Origin of the sequence: Streptomyces sp. NBC_01508 (assembly GCF_045040315.1) — a bacterium.
Taxonomy (GTDB): Bacteria; Actinomycetota; Actinomycetes; order Streptomycetales; family Streptomycetaceae; genus Streptomyces.
The window spans coordinates 5,919,082-5,937,288 of sequence record NZ_CP109419.1; the positions used below are offsets into that span (position 1 = coordinate 5,919,082).

15 protein-coding genes are annotated in these 18,207 nt (G+C 68.4%); 14 read left to right on the forward strand and 1 reads right to left on the reverse strand.

Annotated features, from left to right (window positions below):
• Window positions 1-85: 85 nt before the first annotated feature.
• The 14 genes from ndk (at window position 86) to OG700_RS27560 (ending at window position 16,732) form a co-directional block, all read left to right on the forward strand.
• Window positions 86-496 (forward strand): nucleoside-diphosphate kinase, encoded by a 411-nt coding sequence (gene ndk, locus OG700_RS27495; RefSeq protein ID WP_405618078.1) that lies wholly within the window; start codon window positions 86-88, stop codon window positions 494-496.
• Window positions 497-781: 285 nt separating this feature from the next.
• The gene (locus OG700_RS27500) at window positions 782-1,801 is read left to right on the forward strand and encodes a rod shape-determining protein (RefSeq protein ID WP_331916554.1); all 1,020 of its coding nucleotides are present in this window, start codon (window positions 782-784) and stop codon (window positions 1,799-1,801) included.
• 262 nt (window positions 1,802-2,063) lie between these two features.
• Entirely contained in the window at window positions 2,064-3,023 is a 960-nt protein-coding gene (mreC, locus tag OG700_RS27505) for a rod shape-determining protein MreC (RefSeq protein WP_405618080.1), read from the forward strand.
• Window positions 3,024-3,034: 11 nt separating this feature from the next.
• Complete coding sequence (gene mreD, locus OG700_RS27510; RefSeq protein WP_405618082.1) at window positions 3,035-3,700, forward strand: rod shape-determining protein MreD; 666 nt, start codon at window positions 3,035-3,037, stop codon at window positions 3,698-3,700.
• Window positions 3,697-5,952 carry a penicillin-binding protein 2 gene (mrdA, locus tag OG700_RS27515; RefSeq protein WP_405618084.1) on the forward strand — a complete coding sequence of 752 codons (2,256 nt, stop codon included), beginning with the start codon at window positions 3,697-3,699 and terminating at the stop codon, window positions 5,950-5,952. Before mreD ends, mrdA begins: the two co-directional genes overlap by 4 nt.
• A 3-nt stretch (window positions 5,953-5,955) precedes the next feature.
• Entirely contained in the window at window positions 5,956-7,155 is a 1,200-nt protein-coding gene (gene rodA, locus OG700_RS27520) for a rod shape-determining protein RodA (RefSeq protein ID WP_405618086.1), read from the forward strand.
• A 62-nt stretch (window positions 7,156-7,217) separates the two neighbouring features.
• A complete protein-coding gene (locus OG700_RS27525; protein ID WP_405618088.1) occupies window positions 7,218-8,783 on the forward strand; it encodes a CHAD domain-containing protein in 1,566 nt (521 codons plus the stop codon).
• Window positions 8,784-9,055: 272 nt separating this feature from the next.
• A complete protein-coding gene (locus tag OG700_RS27530; RefSeq protein ID WP_405618090.1) occupies window positions 9,056-10,990 on the forward strand; it encodes a TIGR03960 family B12-binding radical SAM protein in 1,935 nt (644 codons plus the stop codon).
• A 571-nt stretch (window positions 10,991-11,561) separates the two neighbouring features.
• Window positions 11,562-12,086 carry a DUF6879 family protein gene (locus OG700_RS27535; RefSeq protein WP_405618092.1) on the forward strand — a complete coding sequence of 175 codons (525 nt, stop codon included), beginning with the start codon at window positions 11,562-11,564 and terminating at the stop codon, window positions 12,084-12,086.
• An 18-nt stretch (window positions 12,087-12,104) separates the two neighbouring features.
• A complete protein-coding gene (locus OG700_RS27540) occupies window positions 12,105-12,953 on the forward strand; it encodes a helix-turn-helix transcriptional regulator (RefSeq protein ID WP_365911329.1) in 849 nt (282 codons plus the stop codon).
• Between the two features lie 702 nt (window positions 12,954-13,655).
• Window positions 13,656-13,793 (forward strand): hypothetical protein, encoded by a 138-nt coding sequence (locus tag OG700_RS27545; RefSeq protein ID WP_405618095.1) that lies wholly within the window; start codon window positions 13,656-13,658, stop codon window positions 13,791-13,793.
• Between the two features lie 14 nt (window positions 13,794-13,807).
• A complete protein-coding gene (locus OG700_RS27550; protein WP_405618097.1) occupies window positions 13,808-14,995 on the forward strand; it encodes a JmjC domain-containing protein in 1,188 nt (395 codons plus the stop codon).
• Between the two features lie 38 nt (window positions 14,996-15,033).
• Window positions 15,034-15,897, forward strand: coding sequence for an aldo/keto reductase (locus OG700_RS27555; RefSeq protein WP_405622013.1), 864 nt, complete (start codon window positions 15,034-15,036; stop codon window positions 15,895-15,897).
• 133 nt (window positions 15,898-16,030) lie between these two features.
• Window positions 16,031-16,732 (forward strand): hypothetical protein, encoded by a 702-nt coding sequence (locus OG700_RS27560; RefSeq protein WP_405618099.1) that lies wholly within the window; start codon window positions 16,031-16,033, stop codon window positions 16,730-16,732.
• A 71-nt stretch (window positions 16,733-16,803) separates the two neighbouring features.
• Here the strand turns inward: OG700_RS27560 and OG700_RS27565 are convergent, their stop codons facing one another.
• Complete coding sequence (locus OG700_RS27565) at window positions 16,804-17,640, reverse strand: recombinase family protein (protein ID WP_383298668.1); 837 nt, start codon at window positions 17,638-17,640, stop codon at window positions 16,804-16,806.
• Between the last annotated feature and the right edge of the window lie 567 nt (window positions 17,641-18,207).

The window sequence follows — 18,207 nt, forward strand, 5'->3', positions numbered from 1 at the left end:
GGTACGGCACGGCCCCCGCGCACCTGTAGCCTCACACCACTTCACCCGTTTGCCCGCAGCGAATGCCCGCAAGGAGCCGCACACCATGACCCAGCGCACTCTCGTCCTCCTCAAGCCGGACGCCGTCCGCCGCGCTTTGGTGGGAGAGATCATCGGCCGTATCGAGCGCAAGGCCGGCTGGAGCATCACCGCGCTGGAGCTGCGCACGCTCGACGGGAGCACGCTGGAGCAGCACTACGGCGAGCACAAGGGCCGGCCCTTCTACGAGCCGCTGATCGAGTTCATGGCGTCGGGCCCGGTCGTCGCGCTGGTCGTCGAGGGCGAGCGCGTCATCGAGGGCGTACGGACCCTCGCGGGTCCCACTGACCCGATCGCCGCGGCCCCGGGGTCCATTCGGGGGGACTTCGGCACGATCGTCCGGGAGAACCTCATCCACGCTTCGGACTCGGAGGAGTCCGCCATTCGGGAACTGAAACTTTTCTTTCCCGAGCACTGAAAGACACCCCTTACCCTGGTCTTTCCTGACCACACGTCAGCCATACAGCGCTGAGCGCTCCTACGGCGACCGACGGAATTCGGTCACCCCCGGCATATGCGGAGCCAGATCGGGAACGCATGGCTGCGACACATCGTCACCTTTATTAGAGGTGGATCTGCCGCGCCGCGTCCGTGCGGGCGGCACTACGATGGAAGCCTCCACGCCACAGCATCCACCTCGCCATCCTGAAAAGCCGTCAATGCTCGATTTGGGAAGGCCAGACGCATCCTCATGGGGAACAAGATGTCGTTCATCGGCCGTGACATGGCTGTCGACCTCGGGACCGCCAACACGCTGGTGTACGTCAGGGGTCGGGGGATCGTGCTCAACGAGCCGTCCGTCGTCGCCATCAACACCAACACGGGCGGCATCCTCGCGGTCGGCTCCGAAGCGAAGAAGATGATCGGCCGGACACCGGGCAACATCGTTGCCGTCCGGCCACTGAAGGACGGCGTGATCGCCGACTTCGAGATCACCGAACGCATGTTGCGCTACTTCATTCTCAAGATCCACAAGCGCCGCTATCTGGCCCGCCCGCGGGTCGTCGTCTGTGTGCCCTCGGGCATCACGGGAGTCGAGCGACGCGCCGTCATCGAGGCGTCCACCCAGGCGGGTGCCCGCCAGGTGCACATCATCGAAGAGCCCATGGCCGCCGCCATCGGCTCGGGGCTGCCCGTTCACGAGGCGACCGGCAACATGGTCGTGGACATCGGCGGCGGCACCACCGAGGTCGCGGTGATCTCGCTCGGCGGCATCGTCACCGCCCAGTCGATCCGGGTCGCCGGTGACGAACTGGACAACGCGATCATCCAGCACATCAAGAAGGAGTACTCGCTCCTCCTCGGTGAGCGGACCGCCGAACAGATCAAGATCACCATCGGTTCGGCCTACGACCTCGACAAGGACGAGCACACCGAGATCCGCGGCCGCGACCTGGTGTCGGGGCTGCCGAAGACCGTCGTCATCTCGGCCGCCGAGGTCCGTAAGGCCATCGAGGAGCCGGTCAACGCCATCGTGGACGCGGTGAAGACCACACTCGACAAGTGTCCGCCGGAGCTGTCCGGCGACGTGATGGACCGCGGCATCGTCCTCACCGGCGGTGGCGCCCTGCTGCGCGGCCTCGACGAGCGGCTGCGCCGGGAGACCGGCATGCCGATCCACATCGCCGAGGACCCGCTGGATTCGGTGGCTCTCGGCTCCGGCAAGTGTGTCGAGGAGTTCGAGGCTCTCCAGCAGGTGCTGGACGCCTCACCACGCAGATGACGGATCGCCGGCCGGCCTGATCCGCGGATCATGAAGCGGATCATGAAAAGGGCGTGCATATCCCCCGGGTCCCAACAGGCCCGGGGGACACCCCATATGGCACGCCGGCGTCGCCGCCGGTGGATCGTTGATATACAGACAAGGCCAATCCGATCAAGACCTATCCGATGTGCCAATTACGACGAATCCCTTCCGGGGATTCCGTGATTCGCGCGGAACTTTCCGACGAGGCATTCCAACGAGGAAGGCACGGCCGCCGCACGTGAGGGACACACGAGAGAGCCGGCTGCTCCTGGTGCTGCTGATCGCCATCGCGTTCGCACTGATCACGGTGGATATCCGCGGGGGAGAGGCGTCACCCGTCGACGGTGCCCGCCAGGCCGCTGCCACGGTCTTCGGGCCCGTGCAGAACGGGGTCGCGAAAGCCGTCGACCCGGTCGGTAACGCCATCGGCGCCGTACGGGACTCCGGTGAACGGCACGACCGCGTCACCGCCCTGGAGCGGGAGAACGCGGCGCTCAAGCAGCGGCTCGGCAGCGACGACCGCAACCGCAGCCGCGTGGCGGAGCTCGACAAGCTCCTGAAGACCGCGGGCGCGGGCCAGTACGGCATCAAGGCCGCCGAGGTCATCGCCATAGGAGCGGCCCAGGGCTTCTCCTGGACCGTGACCATCGACGCGGGCGCCCACGACGGCCTCAAGCGCGACATGACCGTGGTGAACGGCGACGGGCTCGTCGGCCGCGTCACCACCGTGGGGCCGAACACCGCGACCGTACTGCTCGCCAACGACCCGGACTTCACGGTCGGCACCCGGATGGAGAAGTCCGACGAACTGGGCTTCGCCACCGGCCAGGGCGACCAGCCGCTCAACGTCCAGCTCCTCAACGGCAAGGCCAAGGTGAAGAACGGCGACCGGCTGGTCACGTTCGGATCCAGCAAGGACCGGCCGTTCGTCCCCGGAGTGCCGGTCGGCCAGGTCGTCCGCGTCGACCCCGCCGGCGGCGACCTCACGCGCGACATCTACGTACGCCCGTACGTCGGCTTCAGCAAGCTCGACATCGTCGGCGTCGTCGTCCAGGCACCCCGCGAGGACCCGCGCGACATGGTCCTGCCGAAGAAGCCCGAAAAGCCCAAGCCCACACCGACCGTCACCGTCACGGTCACCCCGTCGCCAGGCGGCCAGGCCGCCCCCGGCGACGGCCAGGTCAACGAGCAGGAGTAGAGCTGATCCCCATGCGCTTCAACCGGACGCTGCTCTCCGTCACCCTGGTCGTGGTCGCGCTGGTCATCCAGGTGTCCGTACTCGCCCGCCTCCAACTCCCCGGCGCCGTACCCGATCTGCTGCTCCTCGTCGTCGTCGCGCTCGCCCTGGTCTACGGACACACCAGCGGCGCGCTCATCGGCTTCGGCGCCGGGCTCCTCGCCGACCTCGCGCCGCCCGCCGACCACGCCGTGGGACGCTACGCGCTGGTGCTCTGCCTGATCGGCTATCTCGCCGGGCTCGCCAAGCCCGACAACGGCCAACTGCGCACCGCGCTGGGCCCGATGGTCGTGGTGGTCGGCCCGGCCGTCACCACGACCCTGCTGTACGCGGGGGTCGGCGCCCTCGTCGGTGACACCGCCGCCCGCCATGTCGGCCTCACCAACCTGGTCGTCACGTCGGCCATCTACGATCTGCTGCTCGCCCCGTTCACCGTCCCGCTGATCATGGCGCTGGCCAGACGCGCGGAGAACGACCCGCTCGCCGAGAAGTCGGGCGGCGGCAGCGATGTCGCCTCCGGCTGGCTGGCGGCGGGGACCGGACTGAAGATCGGGAACCAGCGCGGCGGACTGCGGCTCAGGACGGCCCGCTCCCGCGCGGCACGGGCCGGACGGATCAAGGGGGTCAAACGACTGTGAGCAACATTCCGGAGACCGGACGGACGCCCAGGGTCCAGATCCGGCTCGTCGTCATCCAGGTCCTCGTCTTCTCGCTCCTGCTCACGCTCGGCGGACGCCTCTGGTACCTCCAGGTCCGCAACGGCGAGGAGTACACGGACGAGGCCAAGAACAACCATGTGCAGCAGGTCGTCCAGCCGGCCGTCCGCGGCTCGATCCTCGACTCGCGCGGAGTGCCGCTCGCCGACAACCAGACCCGTCTCGTCGTCTCCGCCAGCCGCACCGAGCTGATGAAGATGAAGGACAGCGGGAAAGCGGTCCTCACCCGCCTCGCCGACGTCCTGGACATGAAGCCCAAGGACGTCCAGGACAAGGTCAGGCTCTGCGACAACGAAACCCCGCAGCCCTGCTGGAACGGCTCGCCGTACCAGCCGATCCCCGTCACCGACGAGGCCACCACCCAGCAGGCGCTCCAGATCCGTGAGCGCGCCGAGGACTTCCCCGGCATCACCGCCGAACCGACCGCCGTGCGCCGATACGCCGCGCCGGGCAAGGCCAACACCGCCCAGGTGCTGGGTTATCTCTCGCCGGTCACCGACGAGGAGATCACCAAGGCGCAGGACACCGACTCGCCGTTCCTCCGCTCCGACCAGGTCGGCCGCTCCGGTCTGGAGCGCACGTACGACAGGTATCTGCGCGGCGACGCGGGCGTCACCCGCTACGAGGTCGACAACCTCGGCCGGGTCATCGGCCAGGCCAAGAGCGACCAGGCCGAGCCGGGCTCCAACGTCATCACCTCCATCGACGCGCGGGTGCAGGCGGTCGCCGAGTACGAGCTGAACGAGGCGATGAAGGCCGCGCGCAAGGAGATGGACCGCAACACCAACGAGAACTACAAGGCCGACGCGGGCGCCGTGGTCGTCCTGGAGTCCAAGACCGGCCGCGTCGTGTCGATGGCCTCCCAGCCGACGTACGACCCCAACGCCTGGGTCGGCGGGATCTCCGCGAAGGACTACGCGAAGCTCACCAGCAAGAAGTCCAACTTCCCGCTGCTGAACCGGGGGATCCAGTCGCAGGCCGCGCCCGGCTCGATCTTCAAGGTCATCTCGTCGACGGCGGCGGTCAGGGCCGGATACGACTTCAACGGCAGCTATCCGTGCCCCAGTTCGTACTCGATCGGCAACCAGGTCTTCAAGAACTTCGAGTCCCAGGGCTACGGCAGCATCGACCTCGGCCGCGCCCTGGAGGTCTCCTGCGACACCGTCTTCTACGGGCTCGCGCACAAGGAGTGGCAGAAGGACGGCGGCAACAAGCCCAAGAAGGGCGCCAACGACTGGTTCTACAAGACCGCCAAGGAGTTCGGTCTCGCCAAGGAGACCGGTATCGACCTCCCCAACGAGACCGCCGGCCGCATCCCGGACCGCGCCTGGAAGCAGGACTTCTGGGAGGCCAACAAGGCCGGCTGGTGCAAGCAGGGCAAGAAGGGCGGCACGTACGTCGAGCAACTGGCGTACGAGGGCTGCCTCGAAGGCAACAAGATGCGCGCCGGTGACGCGGTCAACTACTCGATCGGCCAGGGCGACACACTCGTCACCCCGATCCAGATGGCCACGATCTACTCGGCGATCGCCAACGGCGGCACGATGTACAACCCGAGCGTGGGCAAGGCGATCGTCAGCCCCGACGGCAAGAGCGTCGAGGAGATCAAGCCCCGGTCGCACGGCAAACTGCCGATCGACCGCAAGCTCCGCGACCAGCTGGACAAGGCCCTCGCGGGAGTGGCGACCACCGGTTCGGCCGCCTGGCGGTTCGGCGGCTGGCCGCAGGACAAGATCCCGATGCACGCCAAGACGGGTACGGCCGAGGTCTACGGCAAGCAGACGACCTCGTGGTTCGCCTCGTACACCGAGGACTACACGATCGTCATGACGATCTCGCAGGGTGGTACGGGCTCCGGGGCCTCGGGCCCCGCCGTACGCAAGATCTACGAGGCGATGTACGGCCTCGACGCCAAGGGCGGGCAGAACCTGAAGAAGGCCCTGCTGCCCGAGCCGCGCACGTCGCTGCCCAAGATCGAGCCCGACGGCTCCATCGACGCACCGGCCGTCAAGCCGTACGTACCGGACAAGAAGCCCCTGGACGGCGGCGAGACCCCGCCGGACGGCGACACCGATCAGGCACCCGACGGCACCGGCCAAACCCCGGCCGATCCGGGGCAGGCGCCGGCCGACGACCCACAGCAGCTTGCGGGCGCAGCCGCGCGGAGGGACTGAACGATGGCCGGCACGAGCGGCTTCTCCGTCTCCGGATACGGTCCCGAGCGCGGGTGGTGGGCCACGCTCGCGGCCCGTGACTCCCTGGCGCGCAGGCTGGACTGGCCGCTGCTGTTCTCCGCGCTCGCGCTCTCGGCGGTCGGGTCGCTGCTCGTCTGGTCGGCGACCCGCAACCGTACGGATCTCAACCAGGGCGACCCGTACCACTTCCTCTTCCGCCACATACTGAACACGAGCATCGGGGTGGCCCTGATGATCGGCACGATCTGGCTCGGCCACCGCACCCTGCGCGGCGCGGTGCCGGTGCTCTACGGCGTCTCCGTCGTGCTCGTGCTGCTGGTCCTCACCCCACTCGGCGCCACCATCAACGGCGCGCACGCCTGGATCGTGCTCGGCGGCGGATTCACCCTCCAGCCCTCGGAGTTCGTGAAGATCACGATCATCCTGGGCATGGCGATGATGCTCGCGGCCAGAGTGGACGCCGGTGATCAGGTCCATCCGGACCACCGGACGGTCGCCAAGTCCCTGGGCCTGGCGGTCATCCCGATCGTGATCGTCATGATGATGCCGGACCTCGGCTCGGTGATGGTCATGGCGGTGATCGTGCTCGGTGTGCTGCTCGCCTCCGGGGCGTCCAACCGGTGGATCTTCGGGCTCGTCGGCGCCGGTGTCGTGGGCGCCGTCGCGGTCGCCGCGCTCGGGGTGCTCGACGAGTACCAGATCAACCGCTTCGCCGCCTTCGCCAATCCGGAGCTGGACCCGGCGGGCGTCGGCTACAACACCAACCAGGCGCGGATCGCGATCGGTTCGGGCGGGCTCACCGGCACCGGGCTCTTCAAGGGCTCCCAGACCACCGGGCAGTTCGTCCCCGAGCAGCAGACCGACTTCGTCTTCACCGTCGCGGGCGAGGAGCTGGGCTTCCTCGGCGCCGGGCTGATCCTGCTGCTGCTCGGTGTGGTGCTGTGGCGGGCCTGCCGGATCGCCCGTGAGACGACCGAGCTGTACGGGACGATCGTGGCGGCCGGGATCATCGCCTGGTTCGCCTTCCAGTCCTTCGAGAACGTCGGGATGACGCTCGGGATCATGCCGGTGGCGGGGCTGCCGCTGCCGTTCGTGAGTTACGGAGGCACGTCGATGTTCGCGGTCTGGATCGCGGTCGGCCTGCTCCAGTCGATCAGGGTGCAGCGGCCCATGTCGGCTTGATCTGCCGGTTCGACCGTCGCGGGGGCTGCCGCTCGGTGGCCCCTGCGGCTACGTTGGTGAAGATGGCTGACACAAAGCGTGAGATCGAACGCAAGTACGCTCTCCCGGAGCGGTCGATGGCCGGTGGCAGCGGATCGGAGCCACCCGGGCGATCCCTCCTGCCGGACCTCACCAAGGTCCGCGCCGTCTCGGCCGTCACCCACGAGGGCGTCACCGAGCTGGACGCCGTCTACCACGACACCCCGGACCTGCGCCTGACCGCCGACTCCCTCACGCTCCGCCGCCGGACCGGCGGCGCCGACGAGGGCTGGCACCTCAAGTTCCCCGTCGGCGCCGGCGTGCGCGACGAGATCCAGGCACCGCTCTCCGACACCCTCCCCGACGAGCTCGCCGCACTGGTGCGCTCGCGGGTCCGCAGCGCGGAACTGACCCCCGTCGTACGGCTGCGGACCGCACGCGACCTGCGCCTGCTGGTCGACGGGGCCGGCCGGACACTCGCCGAGGTGGCCGTGGACTCCGTCCGCGCCGAACGCCTGCCCGCCGGCGGCGGTACGGCCGACTGGACCGAGATCGAGGTCGAGCTGGCCGACGACGGCGACCCGGCGCTGCTCGACGCCGTGGAGAAGGTGCTCCGCAAGGCGGGAGTACGTCCCGCGTCCGCCGCCTCCAAGCTCGCCAGGGCACTGGCCGAGACCGCGCCCGCCGGTGGGAAGCGGGCCAGGGCGGCATCGAAGCGCGCACCGGCCACCGCCGGGGACCACGTACTGGCCTATCTGCGCGAGCAGGCCGACGCGATCGTCTCCTACGACCCCGCCGTCCGCCGCGACCTGCCCGACTCGGTGCACCAACTGCGCGTCGCCACGCGGCGGATGCGGTCCGCGTTCCGTACGTACAAGAAGGTGCTCGACCGGGAGGTCACCCGGCCGATCGGCGCGGAGCTGAAGTGGCTCGCCGGGGAGCTGGGCGTCGACCGGGACCAGGAGGTACTGGCCGAGCGGCTGGCCGAACGCGTCAGTGCCCACGACACGACCCTGCTGCTCGGACCGGTGCACGCCCGGCTCCGGATCTGGGACGCGGCGGGCCGCACCGACGCGCGGGCCAGGACCCTCGGCGTCCTCGACAGCGCGCGCTATCTGCGCCTGCTGGACTCCGTGGAGGCGCTGCTCGCCGATCCGCCCCTGCTGGACGGCGCCGGCCGGAAACCGGCCAAGGCCCTGCCCCGGGCGATCGTCAAGGACTACGACCGCCTCGCGGGCCGGGTCGAGCACGCGCTGGCGCTCGCGCCGGGGGAGGAGCGCGACCTGGCGCTGCACGACGCCCGCAAGGCCGCCAAGCGGGTCCGGTACGCCGCCGAGGCGGCCCGGCCCGCCCTCGGGAAGCCCGCCAAGCGCTTCTCGACGCGGATGAAGGCCGTGCAGGGCGTGCTCGGCGACCACCAGGACAGCGTGGTGGCCCGCGACGCCCTGCGCGACCTCGCGATCCAGGCGCACGCCGCCGGCGAGTCCGCCTTCACCTGGGGCCTGTTGTACGGCGAGGAAGAGGCGCGGGCGGCGGACCGGGAGCGCGAACTGCCCCGGGTCTGGCGGCAGTCGGCGAAGCGGAGGCTGCGGACGGCGCTGGCGGGCTGAGCGCCGGCGTGCGCCTCGCGAGAGGCCGCGAGGGCCAGGAAAGGTTCACCGGCTCTGTCCGGTGGCCGGTTCGTCCGCAATCGCCGGGCGGGCTCTTTTGAGCCCGCCCGGCGATTGAGCACAAGCGCGGCCGACGAGCCGCGCGACCGGTCAACGCCCCGCCCGCGGCGCGAGAGGCCGCGTTCGCGCGGTGAGGGGTGGGTGGTGGTCAAGGTAGCCTGGATGGTCACCCCGTCACCCCGTCAGCCCGTCAGCCCACGAAAGTCGCCGTGATGTCTGCTGTTGAGTCGGTCTTCCCACAGCTCGAAGCTCTGCTCCCGCATGTGCAGAAGCCGATCCAATATGTCGGCGGTGAACTCAACTCCACCGTCAAGGACTGGGACGAGTGCGACGTCCGCTGGGCCCTGATGTACCCCGACGCGTACGAGGTCGGGCTGCCCAACCAGGGCGTCATGATCCTGTACGAGGTCCTGAACGAGCGCGAGGGTGTCCTCGCGGAGCGCACGTACAGCGTCTGGCCCGACCTCGAAGCGCTGATGCGCGAGCACCGGGTCCCGCAGTTCACCGTGGACGCGCACCGCCCCGTCTCGGCCTTCGACGTCTTCGGGCTCTCCTTCTCCACCGAGCTGGGCTACACCAACATGCTCACGGCGCTCGACCTGGCCGGGATCCCGCTCAACGCGGCGGACCGCACCGTCGACCACCCGATCGTGCTCGCGGGCGGCCACGCGGCGTTCAACCCGGAGCCGATCGCCGAGTTCATCGACTGCGCCGTGATCGGCGACGGCGAGCAGGCCGTCCTGACGATCACCGAGATCATCCGGGCCTGGAAGGCCGAGGGCAGGACCGGCGGTCGCGAGGAGCTGCTGCTGCGGCTCGCGAAGACCGGCGGGGTGTACGTCCCCGGCTTCTACGACGTCGAGTATCTGCCGGACGGCCGTATCGCCCGTACCGTCCCCAACCGGTCCGGCGTCCCGTGGCGGGTCTCCAAGCACACCGTCATGGACCTGGACGAGTGGCCGTACCCGAAGCAGCCGCTCGTACCGCTGGCCGAGACCGTGCACGAGCGGATGTCCGTCGAGATCTTCCGCGGCTGCACACGCGGCTGCCGCTTCTGCCAGGCCGGCATGATCACCCGGCCGGTCCGCGAGCGCAGCATCACCGGTATCGGCGAGATGGTCGAGAAGGGGCTCAAGGCGACCGGCTTCGAGGAGGTCGGCCTGCTGTCGCTGTCCTCCGCCGACCACAGCGAGATCGCCGACGTCGCCAAGGGCCTCGCCGACCGGTACGAGGAAGACAAGATCGGCCTCTCGCTCCCGTCCACCCGCGTCGACGCCTTCAACGTCGACCTGGCCAACGAACTGACGCGCAACGGCCGGCGCTCCGGCCTCACCTTCGCCCCCGAGGGCGGCTCCGAGCGGCTGCGCAAGGTCATCAACAAGATGGTCTCGGAGGAGGACCTGATCCGTACGGTCTCCACCGCGTACGGCAACGGCTGGCGTCAGGTGAAGCTCTACTTCATGTGCGGGCTGCCGACGGAGACCGACGAGGACGTCCTGCAGATCGGCGACATGGCGGTCAAGGTCATCGCCGAGGGCCGCAAGGTCTCCGGCCAGAACGACATCCGCTGCACCGTCTCCATCGGCGGCTTCGTACCCAAGCCGCACACCCCGTTCCAGTGGGCGCCGCAGCTGAGCGTCGAGGAGACCGACGCGCGGCTGCTGAAGCTCCGCGACAAGATCCGCGCGGACAAGAAGTACGGCCGCTCGATCGGCTTCCGCTACCACGACGGCAAGCCCGGCATCGTCGAGGGTCTGCTCTCGCGCGGCGACCGCCGGGTGGGCGCGGTCATCCGCGCGGTCTACGAGGACGGCGGCCGGTTCGACGGCTGGCGCGAGCACTTCAGCTACGACCGCTGGATGACCGCCGCCGCCAAGACGCTCCCCGAGGTCGGCCTGGACGTCGACTGGTACACCACCCGCGAGCGCGCCTACGAGGAGGTCCTGCCCTGGGACCACCTGGACTCCGGTCTCGACAAGGACTGGCTCTGGGAGGACTGGCAGGACGCGCTCGACGAGACCGAGGTCGAGGACTGCCGCTGGACACCGTGCTTCGACTGCGGCGTGTGCCCGCAGTTCGACACATGGCCACAACTGAGTGAGAGCGGTAAGAAGATGCTCCCGCTCACGGTGGTAAAACCCTCGTGACCAGCGCAGATGCTGTCCGGCGGATGGCTGAGTCGCTCGCGGGCATGACCGATGCGGAGCGGGCCGAGATCCTTCGAGGGCTCGGTGCGAGAGAGCGTGAGCAGGCTTCGCGCACGCTGCGGCGAACGCCGCTCCCTGCCCCTCGGCAAGACGGCGGGCGCATCGTCTCGGCCGTGGAGTGGGTGTAGGTAGGTAGGGGGCGTCCGGCCCGACACAGAGCCGGACGCCTTTTGCGTGCCCTCCCTGGGACGCAACCGCCCCTGACCGGCTGGGGTGAACACGCCCCCTTGACCAGCACAGTCCGGCAGGGTGAGGGTCGTGCAACCAGGCGCAACGCGCTCGACAGGGAGGGACCTCATGGCCTTACGGTTCGTTGGTAAAGATCCTGAGTCCGGAGATCACGGATCACCTGCTGTGTGGGTGGACCAGGAGTCGAAGGATCTTGTGATCCAGGGGTGGACAGCAGACGAGCAGACCACGGGGGAAAGCTCGCAGGATGTTCTGATCCCTGGGCATGAGTCGGTGATCAGGGTTCCGAAGCGGATGGTCCCGCTTCTCAGGGAGGCGCTTCGTGTCGCAGAGTCTGACTGACTTCTCTGACCTCATCAGGTCGGTGCGAGAGTCAGCGGTGCATCTTGAGATGCGCGACGGGTACGGCGTGGACAACGAGATCGAAGGCTTCGCGGCGTGGCAGGAGGGGCACCGGCTGGACCCGGATGACCGGGGTTCCTGGTGGCGTCCGTGGCTTGACCTCGTTCAGGAGGTCACGGCCAAGGGTGTCGTCATCCGGCGTGCCCGCATCGTGTCGGAGCCTGTCAGCGATTACATCGCGTTCGAGCACTCCGGCACGTTCACCAACGTGGCGGCCGGAGAGCAGATCCGTTGGCTGCCCCGGCGCAGCGCTTCGGACCTGGCCCTGCCGGGCAACGACTTCTGGTTGTTCGACGGCAGGCTTGTTCAGTTCAACGTCTTCGACGGCGTCGGCAGGTGGGTCCACACCGACCAGACGGAGGACGCGGCCGTAGCCAAGCTGTGCGCGTCGGCGTTCGAGGCGGTGTGGGAGCGGGGCATCCCGCACGAGAAGTACACCGTCTGATTCCTGACCGGCCAGCTCATGCCTACCTCTCCGCTTTCCAGTGCCCAAGCCGCGCGTCAGGCGGTTGCCTCCCGCCTGCAAGGGCTGATGAAGGACGCGGGGTTGTCTGGTCATGAGCTGGCCGTTCGGTGCGGCTGGCACCGGGCGAAGTCTTCCCGCATCGCGCGGGGGATCACGCCTCCCTCGGATGCGGACATCCGGGCGTGGTGCTCGGCCTGTGGAGCGGACGGCCAGGCGGCTGACCTCATCGCCGCGTCGCGGAACGCCGAGTCCATGTACGTCGAGTGGCGGCAGATCCACAAGGACGGCATGCGCCGTGTCCATGAGCAGACTGTCCCGCTCTACCAGCGCACCCGCTCGTTCCGCGTCTACGCCTCGAACGTCATGCCGGGCATGCTCCAGACCGCCGGGTACGCGACAGGGCTTCTGAGAGCCATCACGGCCTTTCAGGGCACACCGGATGACGTGGCTGACGCGGTGGCTGCCAGGCTCGACAGGTCGCGGGTGATCCGTGAGGGTGACCACCGCTTCGCGCTGCTCCTCGAAGAGACAGTTCTCCACTATCGGGTCTGCGATGACGAAGCCATGCGGGACCAGCTTGAGCATCTGCTCACTGTCATGCGTCGGCCGAACGTGGCGCTCGGCATCATCCCGAAGCACGCCCGTAGAACGGTGTGGCCGCTCGAAGCGTTCTACTCCTTCGACGATCAGCAGGTAGCCGTGGAGACGCTGACAGCTGAGATCAACCTGACCACTCCGGGAGAGATCCACACTTACCTACGCGCCTTCGCTGAGCTGTCACGGGTGGCCGTGCGGGGCGAGCCGGCGAAGGGTCTGATCCGTGACGCGCTCTCCACGCTCGGGTGATCCCGTGCAACAGCGTGCAACAAGGTAGAGCCGCATGCCCGTAGGTCCCTAGCGTCGTCTGCACACCGAGTCAGGCGGAGGCGGCGACATGGTCAGGGTGAGCGAGGAGGCCCCGGAGCGGGGTGCGCTGGAGTACGTGACCTATGCCCCTGCGGGGCAGGACTGTGCCGCGTGCCTGCGCCCTCTGGAGCCCTTGGAGGTTGCCCGTCGCATCGTCCTTGATCGGACGTCCGGGTCGCCCCTGACCACGTATCGCCACGCGAACGGCTGCCCTAGGTCGGTGGCTGGCTGATGGAGATGCAGACCTGGAGAGACTCGCGCGCTAAGGCCACTGAGGCAGCTGAGTCCCTGCGTGCGGCTCTCGCTGCTCTGGGTATCCACGAAAGCGTGTGGAGCAGCGTGCGTCCCGTAGTGACCCACAGCGGAGGCGCGTACGTCCATCTCGGCATGATCCGCGCTGACGCGGTCGAGCAGATCGCGGCGGCACTCCGCGTGCCCACAGAGCACTGATGCCGGGAGCGAAGTGGACGCTGCGCCACGTAGGCCGGTACGCGGGCCCGCTCTACCTAGCCATGGTCCTCGGTGGTTCCGCCCTGGTTGTGGCCGGAGTCATCGCCATGCGGTAGCTGCCGTGAGGCTGATGCCTTCCCAGACTCCCCGCCGGATTCCCGGCGGGTGTTCCCGAGTAGAGAGGTAAGTCCGATGGTGGAAGAGAACACCGGTTCGACGGCCCCCGTAGGGGGTGGCCTGCTCATCGCGAAGCGGCAGATCGTGGCCGCGAGGACGCGGACCGAGCAGGAGTCCGACAACACCAGTGGCCGTTCCGACGGCAACGACTAGCGGGGTAGCCCACGATGCTTGATGCGGCTTCGTGGGCGGGGCGTCTGGGTGGGGATGCGTTCCTCGCCCAGACGTACCACCGCTCCTACGCGCACTTCCCTGGCACCGCCGATACGGCGGGCCTGTTCTCCTTCGACGACTTGAATCGGATCATCGCTTCGCAGCGCCTTGAGCCGCCCCGGCTGCGCCTGTCGCTCGACGGCGAGATGGTCCCACTTCATCGCTACGCGATCCCGACCACGAACCGTCGCGCGGTGAGCTGGTCCCGTATCCAGCCGGCGGAATTCCACACCCAGCTCAGGGACGGGGCATCGCTGGTTCTGGACTCGGTAGAGAAGATCCACCCGGCGGTGGGTGCGGCTGCCGAAGGTCTCGAACGGTTCCTCGGCACGTCCGTGCAGGCCAACGCGTACGCGTCCTGGACCGACCGGGAGGGCTTCGGCCTGCACTGGGACGATCACGATGTGGTGGTCGTGCAGGTTCACGGCTCGAAGCGGTGGCGCTTGTACGGTTCCACCCGAGAGGCTCCGACCTTCCGGGACGTGGAGTCTCCCGAAACACCCGAGGGCGACCCCGTAGCCGACATCGTTCTGTCCCCTGGTGACGTGCTTTACCTGCCGCGCGGCTGGTGGCACGCGGTCACCGCAGACCAAGGGACGGAGTCGTTACACCTGACCTTCGGCATGGTTCCGCACACGGGCGCGGACCTCATGATCTGGGTCGTGGATCAGCTCCGGTCGTCCCTCTCACTGCGCAAGGACGTCCCGCGGTTTTTGCCCCTGGCGGAACAGTCGGACTTCATCGCGGCCGTGCGCGGTGAGGTGCTCGACATGATGGCGGACCCTCGGTTGGTGGAGCGGTGGGCGGAGTCCATCGACACGACAGACCTGGGTCACGCGATCCCCTCACTGCCCTACGTGGAAGGGCTGCCAGCACAGCGGGGGATCACGGTCAAGGTGACCACTGCCCGGGGCCGCCTGACGGCGAACAGCGCACATGGCACGGTCACGCTCTCGGCGGCCGGTACCGCCTGGGACTTCGCCGAGTCGGCCGAACCTGCCCTGAGTGCGCTGCTGGCCGGTGCGCCCGTCACGCTCGGGGACATCGCCGATCGTGCGGGACTGGAGGTCAAGGACATGGCCGAGCTTGTCTCGGCCCTCATAGAGGGGCACGTCGTCGCGGTCGTGGGGTCAGAGCGGTGACGGCCGTGCTGTCCCTGGGGACGTACCGCGTGCGTGCCGTGGGTCAGGCGGCACGTACCGCCCTGGCTGCGGGTAGCCCATGGGTGGACACGGCACCCAACTACGCCCACGGCTACGCACACGAGGCGCTGCGCCCGGTACTCCGGACGTACCCGACCGTGCGGGTATCCACGAAGACGGGGTTCTTCACGGGCAAGCAAGGGCACGCCGCTCAGGCGGAGAGGGTACTCAGCCAGGAAGAGGCCGCCTGTGGGCACAGCCTCGCTCCGCACTTCGTTCGATGGCAGACGGAGCGTTCGTTGGCCGTGCTCGGCCGGGCGGACATCGTGTTCGTGCACAACCCTGAGCACCACGGGCACGGCCTCGACCGTTCCGCTCTACACGGGCGTGTACGGGAAGCGTTCGCCGTGCTGGAGGAATACTCCCAGGCTGGCCGGATCGGCGGTTACGGGGTAGCTACGTGGTCGGGTCTGACCTCCGAAGCGTTCACGGTCCCCGAGCTGCTCGGCCTGGCCCGAGAGGCAGCGGGCTCGGTAGAGCACCACCTCACGGGCTTGCAGATGCCGGTCAGCCTGATCATGGACGACCTGATCAGACGGGCGCTCAACGGGGTTGGACCGCTGATGGACGCGAAAGACGCGGGGCTCATCACGTTCGGGTCTGCTCCCTTGCACGGCGGCGAACTGCTCAGTGCCATGACACCGGAACTGGTGGACTTCATCCGCCCCGGCCTGTCGCCCGCAGCCGCTGCCCTGCTGGCTGCCGGATCGTGCCCCGGCCTCGATGTGGTCCTGACTTCGGCGAGCACCCGCGAGCACTGGGACGATGCGGCGAAAGCTCTGGCTGCCTCTCTGACGGCCGGAGAACTCAGGAAGGTGACCGATGAACTCTCCTCCGAGTGAGGACGTACAGACCCTGATGGAAGCCGCCCACGACCGGGCGGCGAAGGCTCTGGCCCTGACGTGCACTGGCCCGTTGGCGTGGGGGTTCCAAGGGGTCACCCTCGGCCGGAGAGCGGGGGACCGGTGGCTACGGGTGAGCCGCACTGCTCTGAGGAACGCGGGCCGGATGCAGGGGGAGGGCATCGTCGGCGCATCCCTGCTGGTGTCTGACGCTGTCCCGCGTCCACGCCTGCACGCGGTGCACGACTGGACTGACAGCGAGTGGGCGTTCGAGGCGGAAGCCTTCGACTACGTGGCACAACCCGTTGTGTCCCCGGACCGGGCGGACCTGGACCGCGACCCCGGCTTGCCTGACGCATGGTGGGACGACCTGTGCCAGGCACTCGGCACGCTGAGCGAAGCGGACGGAGTGAGGGTCACCGTCCGGGACGAGTGGATGGAACGCGCCTTCCCGCTGTTCCTCGGTATCCCTGCCCCGGCCAAGGTGGAGCGGATGACAGGGCACGGTGACCTGCACTGGGGCAACCTCACGGTCGTGCCCATGAACCTGCTGGACTGGGAGCGGTGGGGGCGGGTGCCCCTCGGCTTCGACGCGGGTCTACTCCACGCGAACAGCCTGCTGGTGCCGGGCGTAGCGGACCGCATCCGGAAAAGGTTCGCTTCGATCCTGGACAGTCCAGCCGGCCGAATCGGAGAACTCGCGGCCCTGGCTGAGATGCTGCAAGCCGTCGCCCGTGGCTGGTACCCGGACCTTGCTCCCTGTCTGCTCGCTCACGCGGAGATCCTGACGGGCGTTCGCCCGCCGGTACCGGCTCACTCCGAAGTCACGGCCTGACGGGGAGGGGCCTTTGGTGCGGAAGTCTCTGCCCCTGCGCGGCACGCCGCACACAGGGGCAGAGGTCCGTCTCAGGCGCTCTCGCCGATGTGCCGGTACAGAGTGGCGCGGGAGATCCCCAGCGCCTTAGCGATGGCGCTCACGCTCTCGCCCTTGGCGTACCGGGCACGGGCCACGGCTAGCTTGTCGTCGTCCACCACAGTCGGGCGTCCTCCGTGGTTGCCCTTGCGGGCCGCAGCGTCCAAGCCTTCCAACGTCTTCTCCCGGATGCCTTCCCGCTCGACCTCCGCACTGACGGCGAGAACTGCGAACACGATCGCGCCCGCCCCGTTCGGGTCGTACACACCCTGGAGGGGACCGGACAGGAGTTCCAGTTGGATGCCGTCCGCCTGAAGGGCGGAGGACAGGGACATCAGCTCTGCCGCACTGCGAGCGAGACGCTTCATCTCGACCACGGTCAGGATGACCGGCTGGTTAGGTGCTGCCTGCTTGAACTCGCGTGCCAGCGTGAGCGCCTTCTCCAGCTCCGGGCGTTCCTTCACACGGGTACTGATCTTCTCCGAGAACACGCGGGTGCACTGCGCCCCGGCAAGCGCGTCCAACTGGGACTGGAGTTCCTGACCCACGGTCGAGCAACGAGCGTAGCCAAGCCGGATCGCTGCGCCCGGCGTCCCTTCGGGTGCCTGTGCCACGGTTGCGCCCTGCGCCCATGCCTTACCGGGGTTGCGGTCGGCCGGAGTCTTCACGGTCAGCTCAGCCTTGAGCGCGGGCACCAGAGCGAAGCGGCCTGTGTGGTAGTTCGCTGCCACCTTGCCCGCGCCGGTACGGCAAGGGCTTCCTGCGGGTGCCTGGCACTTCGGGCAGTCGTGGCGCTCGACCTGTTCGGCCGGGGTGATCGTCTTCGTCATGACAGGACCGTCTCATAAACGTGTCTCGAAAGCCAGTGATGAGGCGGATCTTTTGAGACGGGTTATGAGACGGCGAGACGGGAGCGAAACGGACACCGACGGGACGGTGGCAGACCGTCTCACTATCGATGGTTATTGAGACGCATGGCCTTGGTCACTCTTAGCGACGCCGGTCGATCGCCACTCACCGCCCGGGGTGCGCTCGATACCGAAGTGCCGAAGCACTGTTTCGAGCTGCTCTTCACCAAGCCTCGGCGCGCGAGCAAGCCAGTAAGCGATCCACTCATCCCTTGTCACGGTCTGGACAACGCCGACCGGACCGCTCGGGTTACGCCCGTCGAAGCAGGCTGGCGAGGGGGTGGGGGATGACCCCCGAAAGGGGCAAGCTCGCACCGCCTAGTCTTAGCAGCTCAGATCGTGCCACGGTTCCAGACCTTCCCAGGTGGGCTCTCAGGTCCGGCCGGCTGCGGGGTAGCGCCTGGTCACAGGCTTGCGCCTGCCGCCTGGGCGACGGCGGAAGAGTGCAAGGAATATGGGCTGACTGGCCCTGCCTCAGGTGGCTGCGAC

Bases quoted from the DNA above. Each gene is read 5' to 3' on its own strand.
- ndk (WP_405618078.1), top strand. From the start codon at position 86: ATGACCCAGCGCACTCTCGTCCTCCTCAAGCCGGACGCCGTCCGCCGC.
- OG700_RS27500 (WP_331916554.1), top strand. From the start codon at position 782: ATGTCGTTCATCGGCCGTGACATGGCTGTCGACCTCGGGACCGCCAAC.
- mreD (WP_405618082.1), top strand. From the start codon at position 3,035: ATGCGCTTCAACCGGACGCTGCTCTCCGTCACCCTGGTCGTGGTCGCG.
- rodA (WP_405618086.1), top strand. From the start codon at position 5,956: ATGGCCGGCACGAGCGGCTTCTCCGTCTCCGGATACGGTCCCGAGCGC.
- OG700_RS27525 (WP_405618088.1), top strand. From the start codon at position 7,218: ATGGCTGACACAAAGCGTGAGATCGAACGCAAGTACGCTCTCCCGGAG.
- OG700_RS27530 (WP_405618090.1), top strand. From the start codon at position 9,056: ATGTCTGCTGTTGAGTCGGTCTTCCCACAGCTCGAAGCTCTGCTCCCG.
- OG700_RS27540 (WP_365911329.1), top strand. From the start codon at position 12,105: ATGCCTACCTCTCCGCTTTCCAGTGCCCAAGCCGCGCGTCAGGCGGTT.
- OG700_RS27545 (WP_405618095.1), top strand. From the start codon at position 13,656: ATGGTGGAAGAGAACACCGGTTCGACGGCCCCCGTAGGGGGTGGCCTG.
- OG700_RS27550 (WP_405618097.1), top strand. From the start codon at position 13,808: ATGCTTGATGCGGCTTCGTGGGCGGGGCGTCTGGGTGGGGATGCGTTC.
- OG700_RS27565 (WP_383298668.1), bottom strand. From the start codon at position 17,640: ATGACGAAGACGATCACCCCGGCCGAACAGGTCGAGCGCCACGACTGC.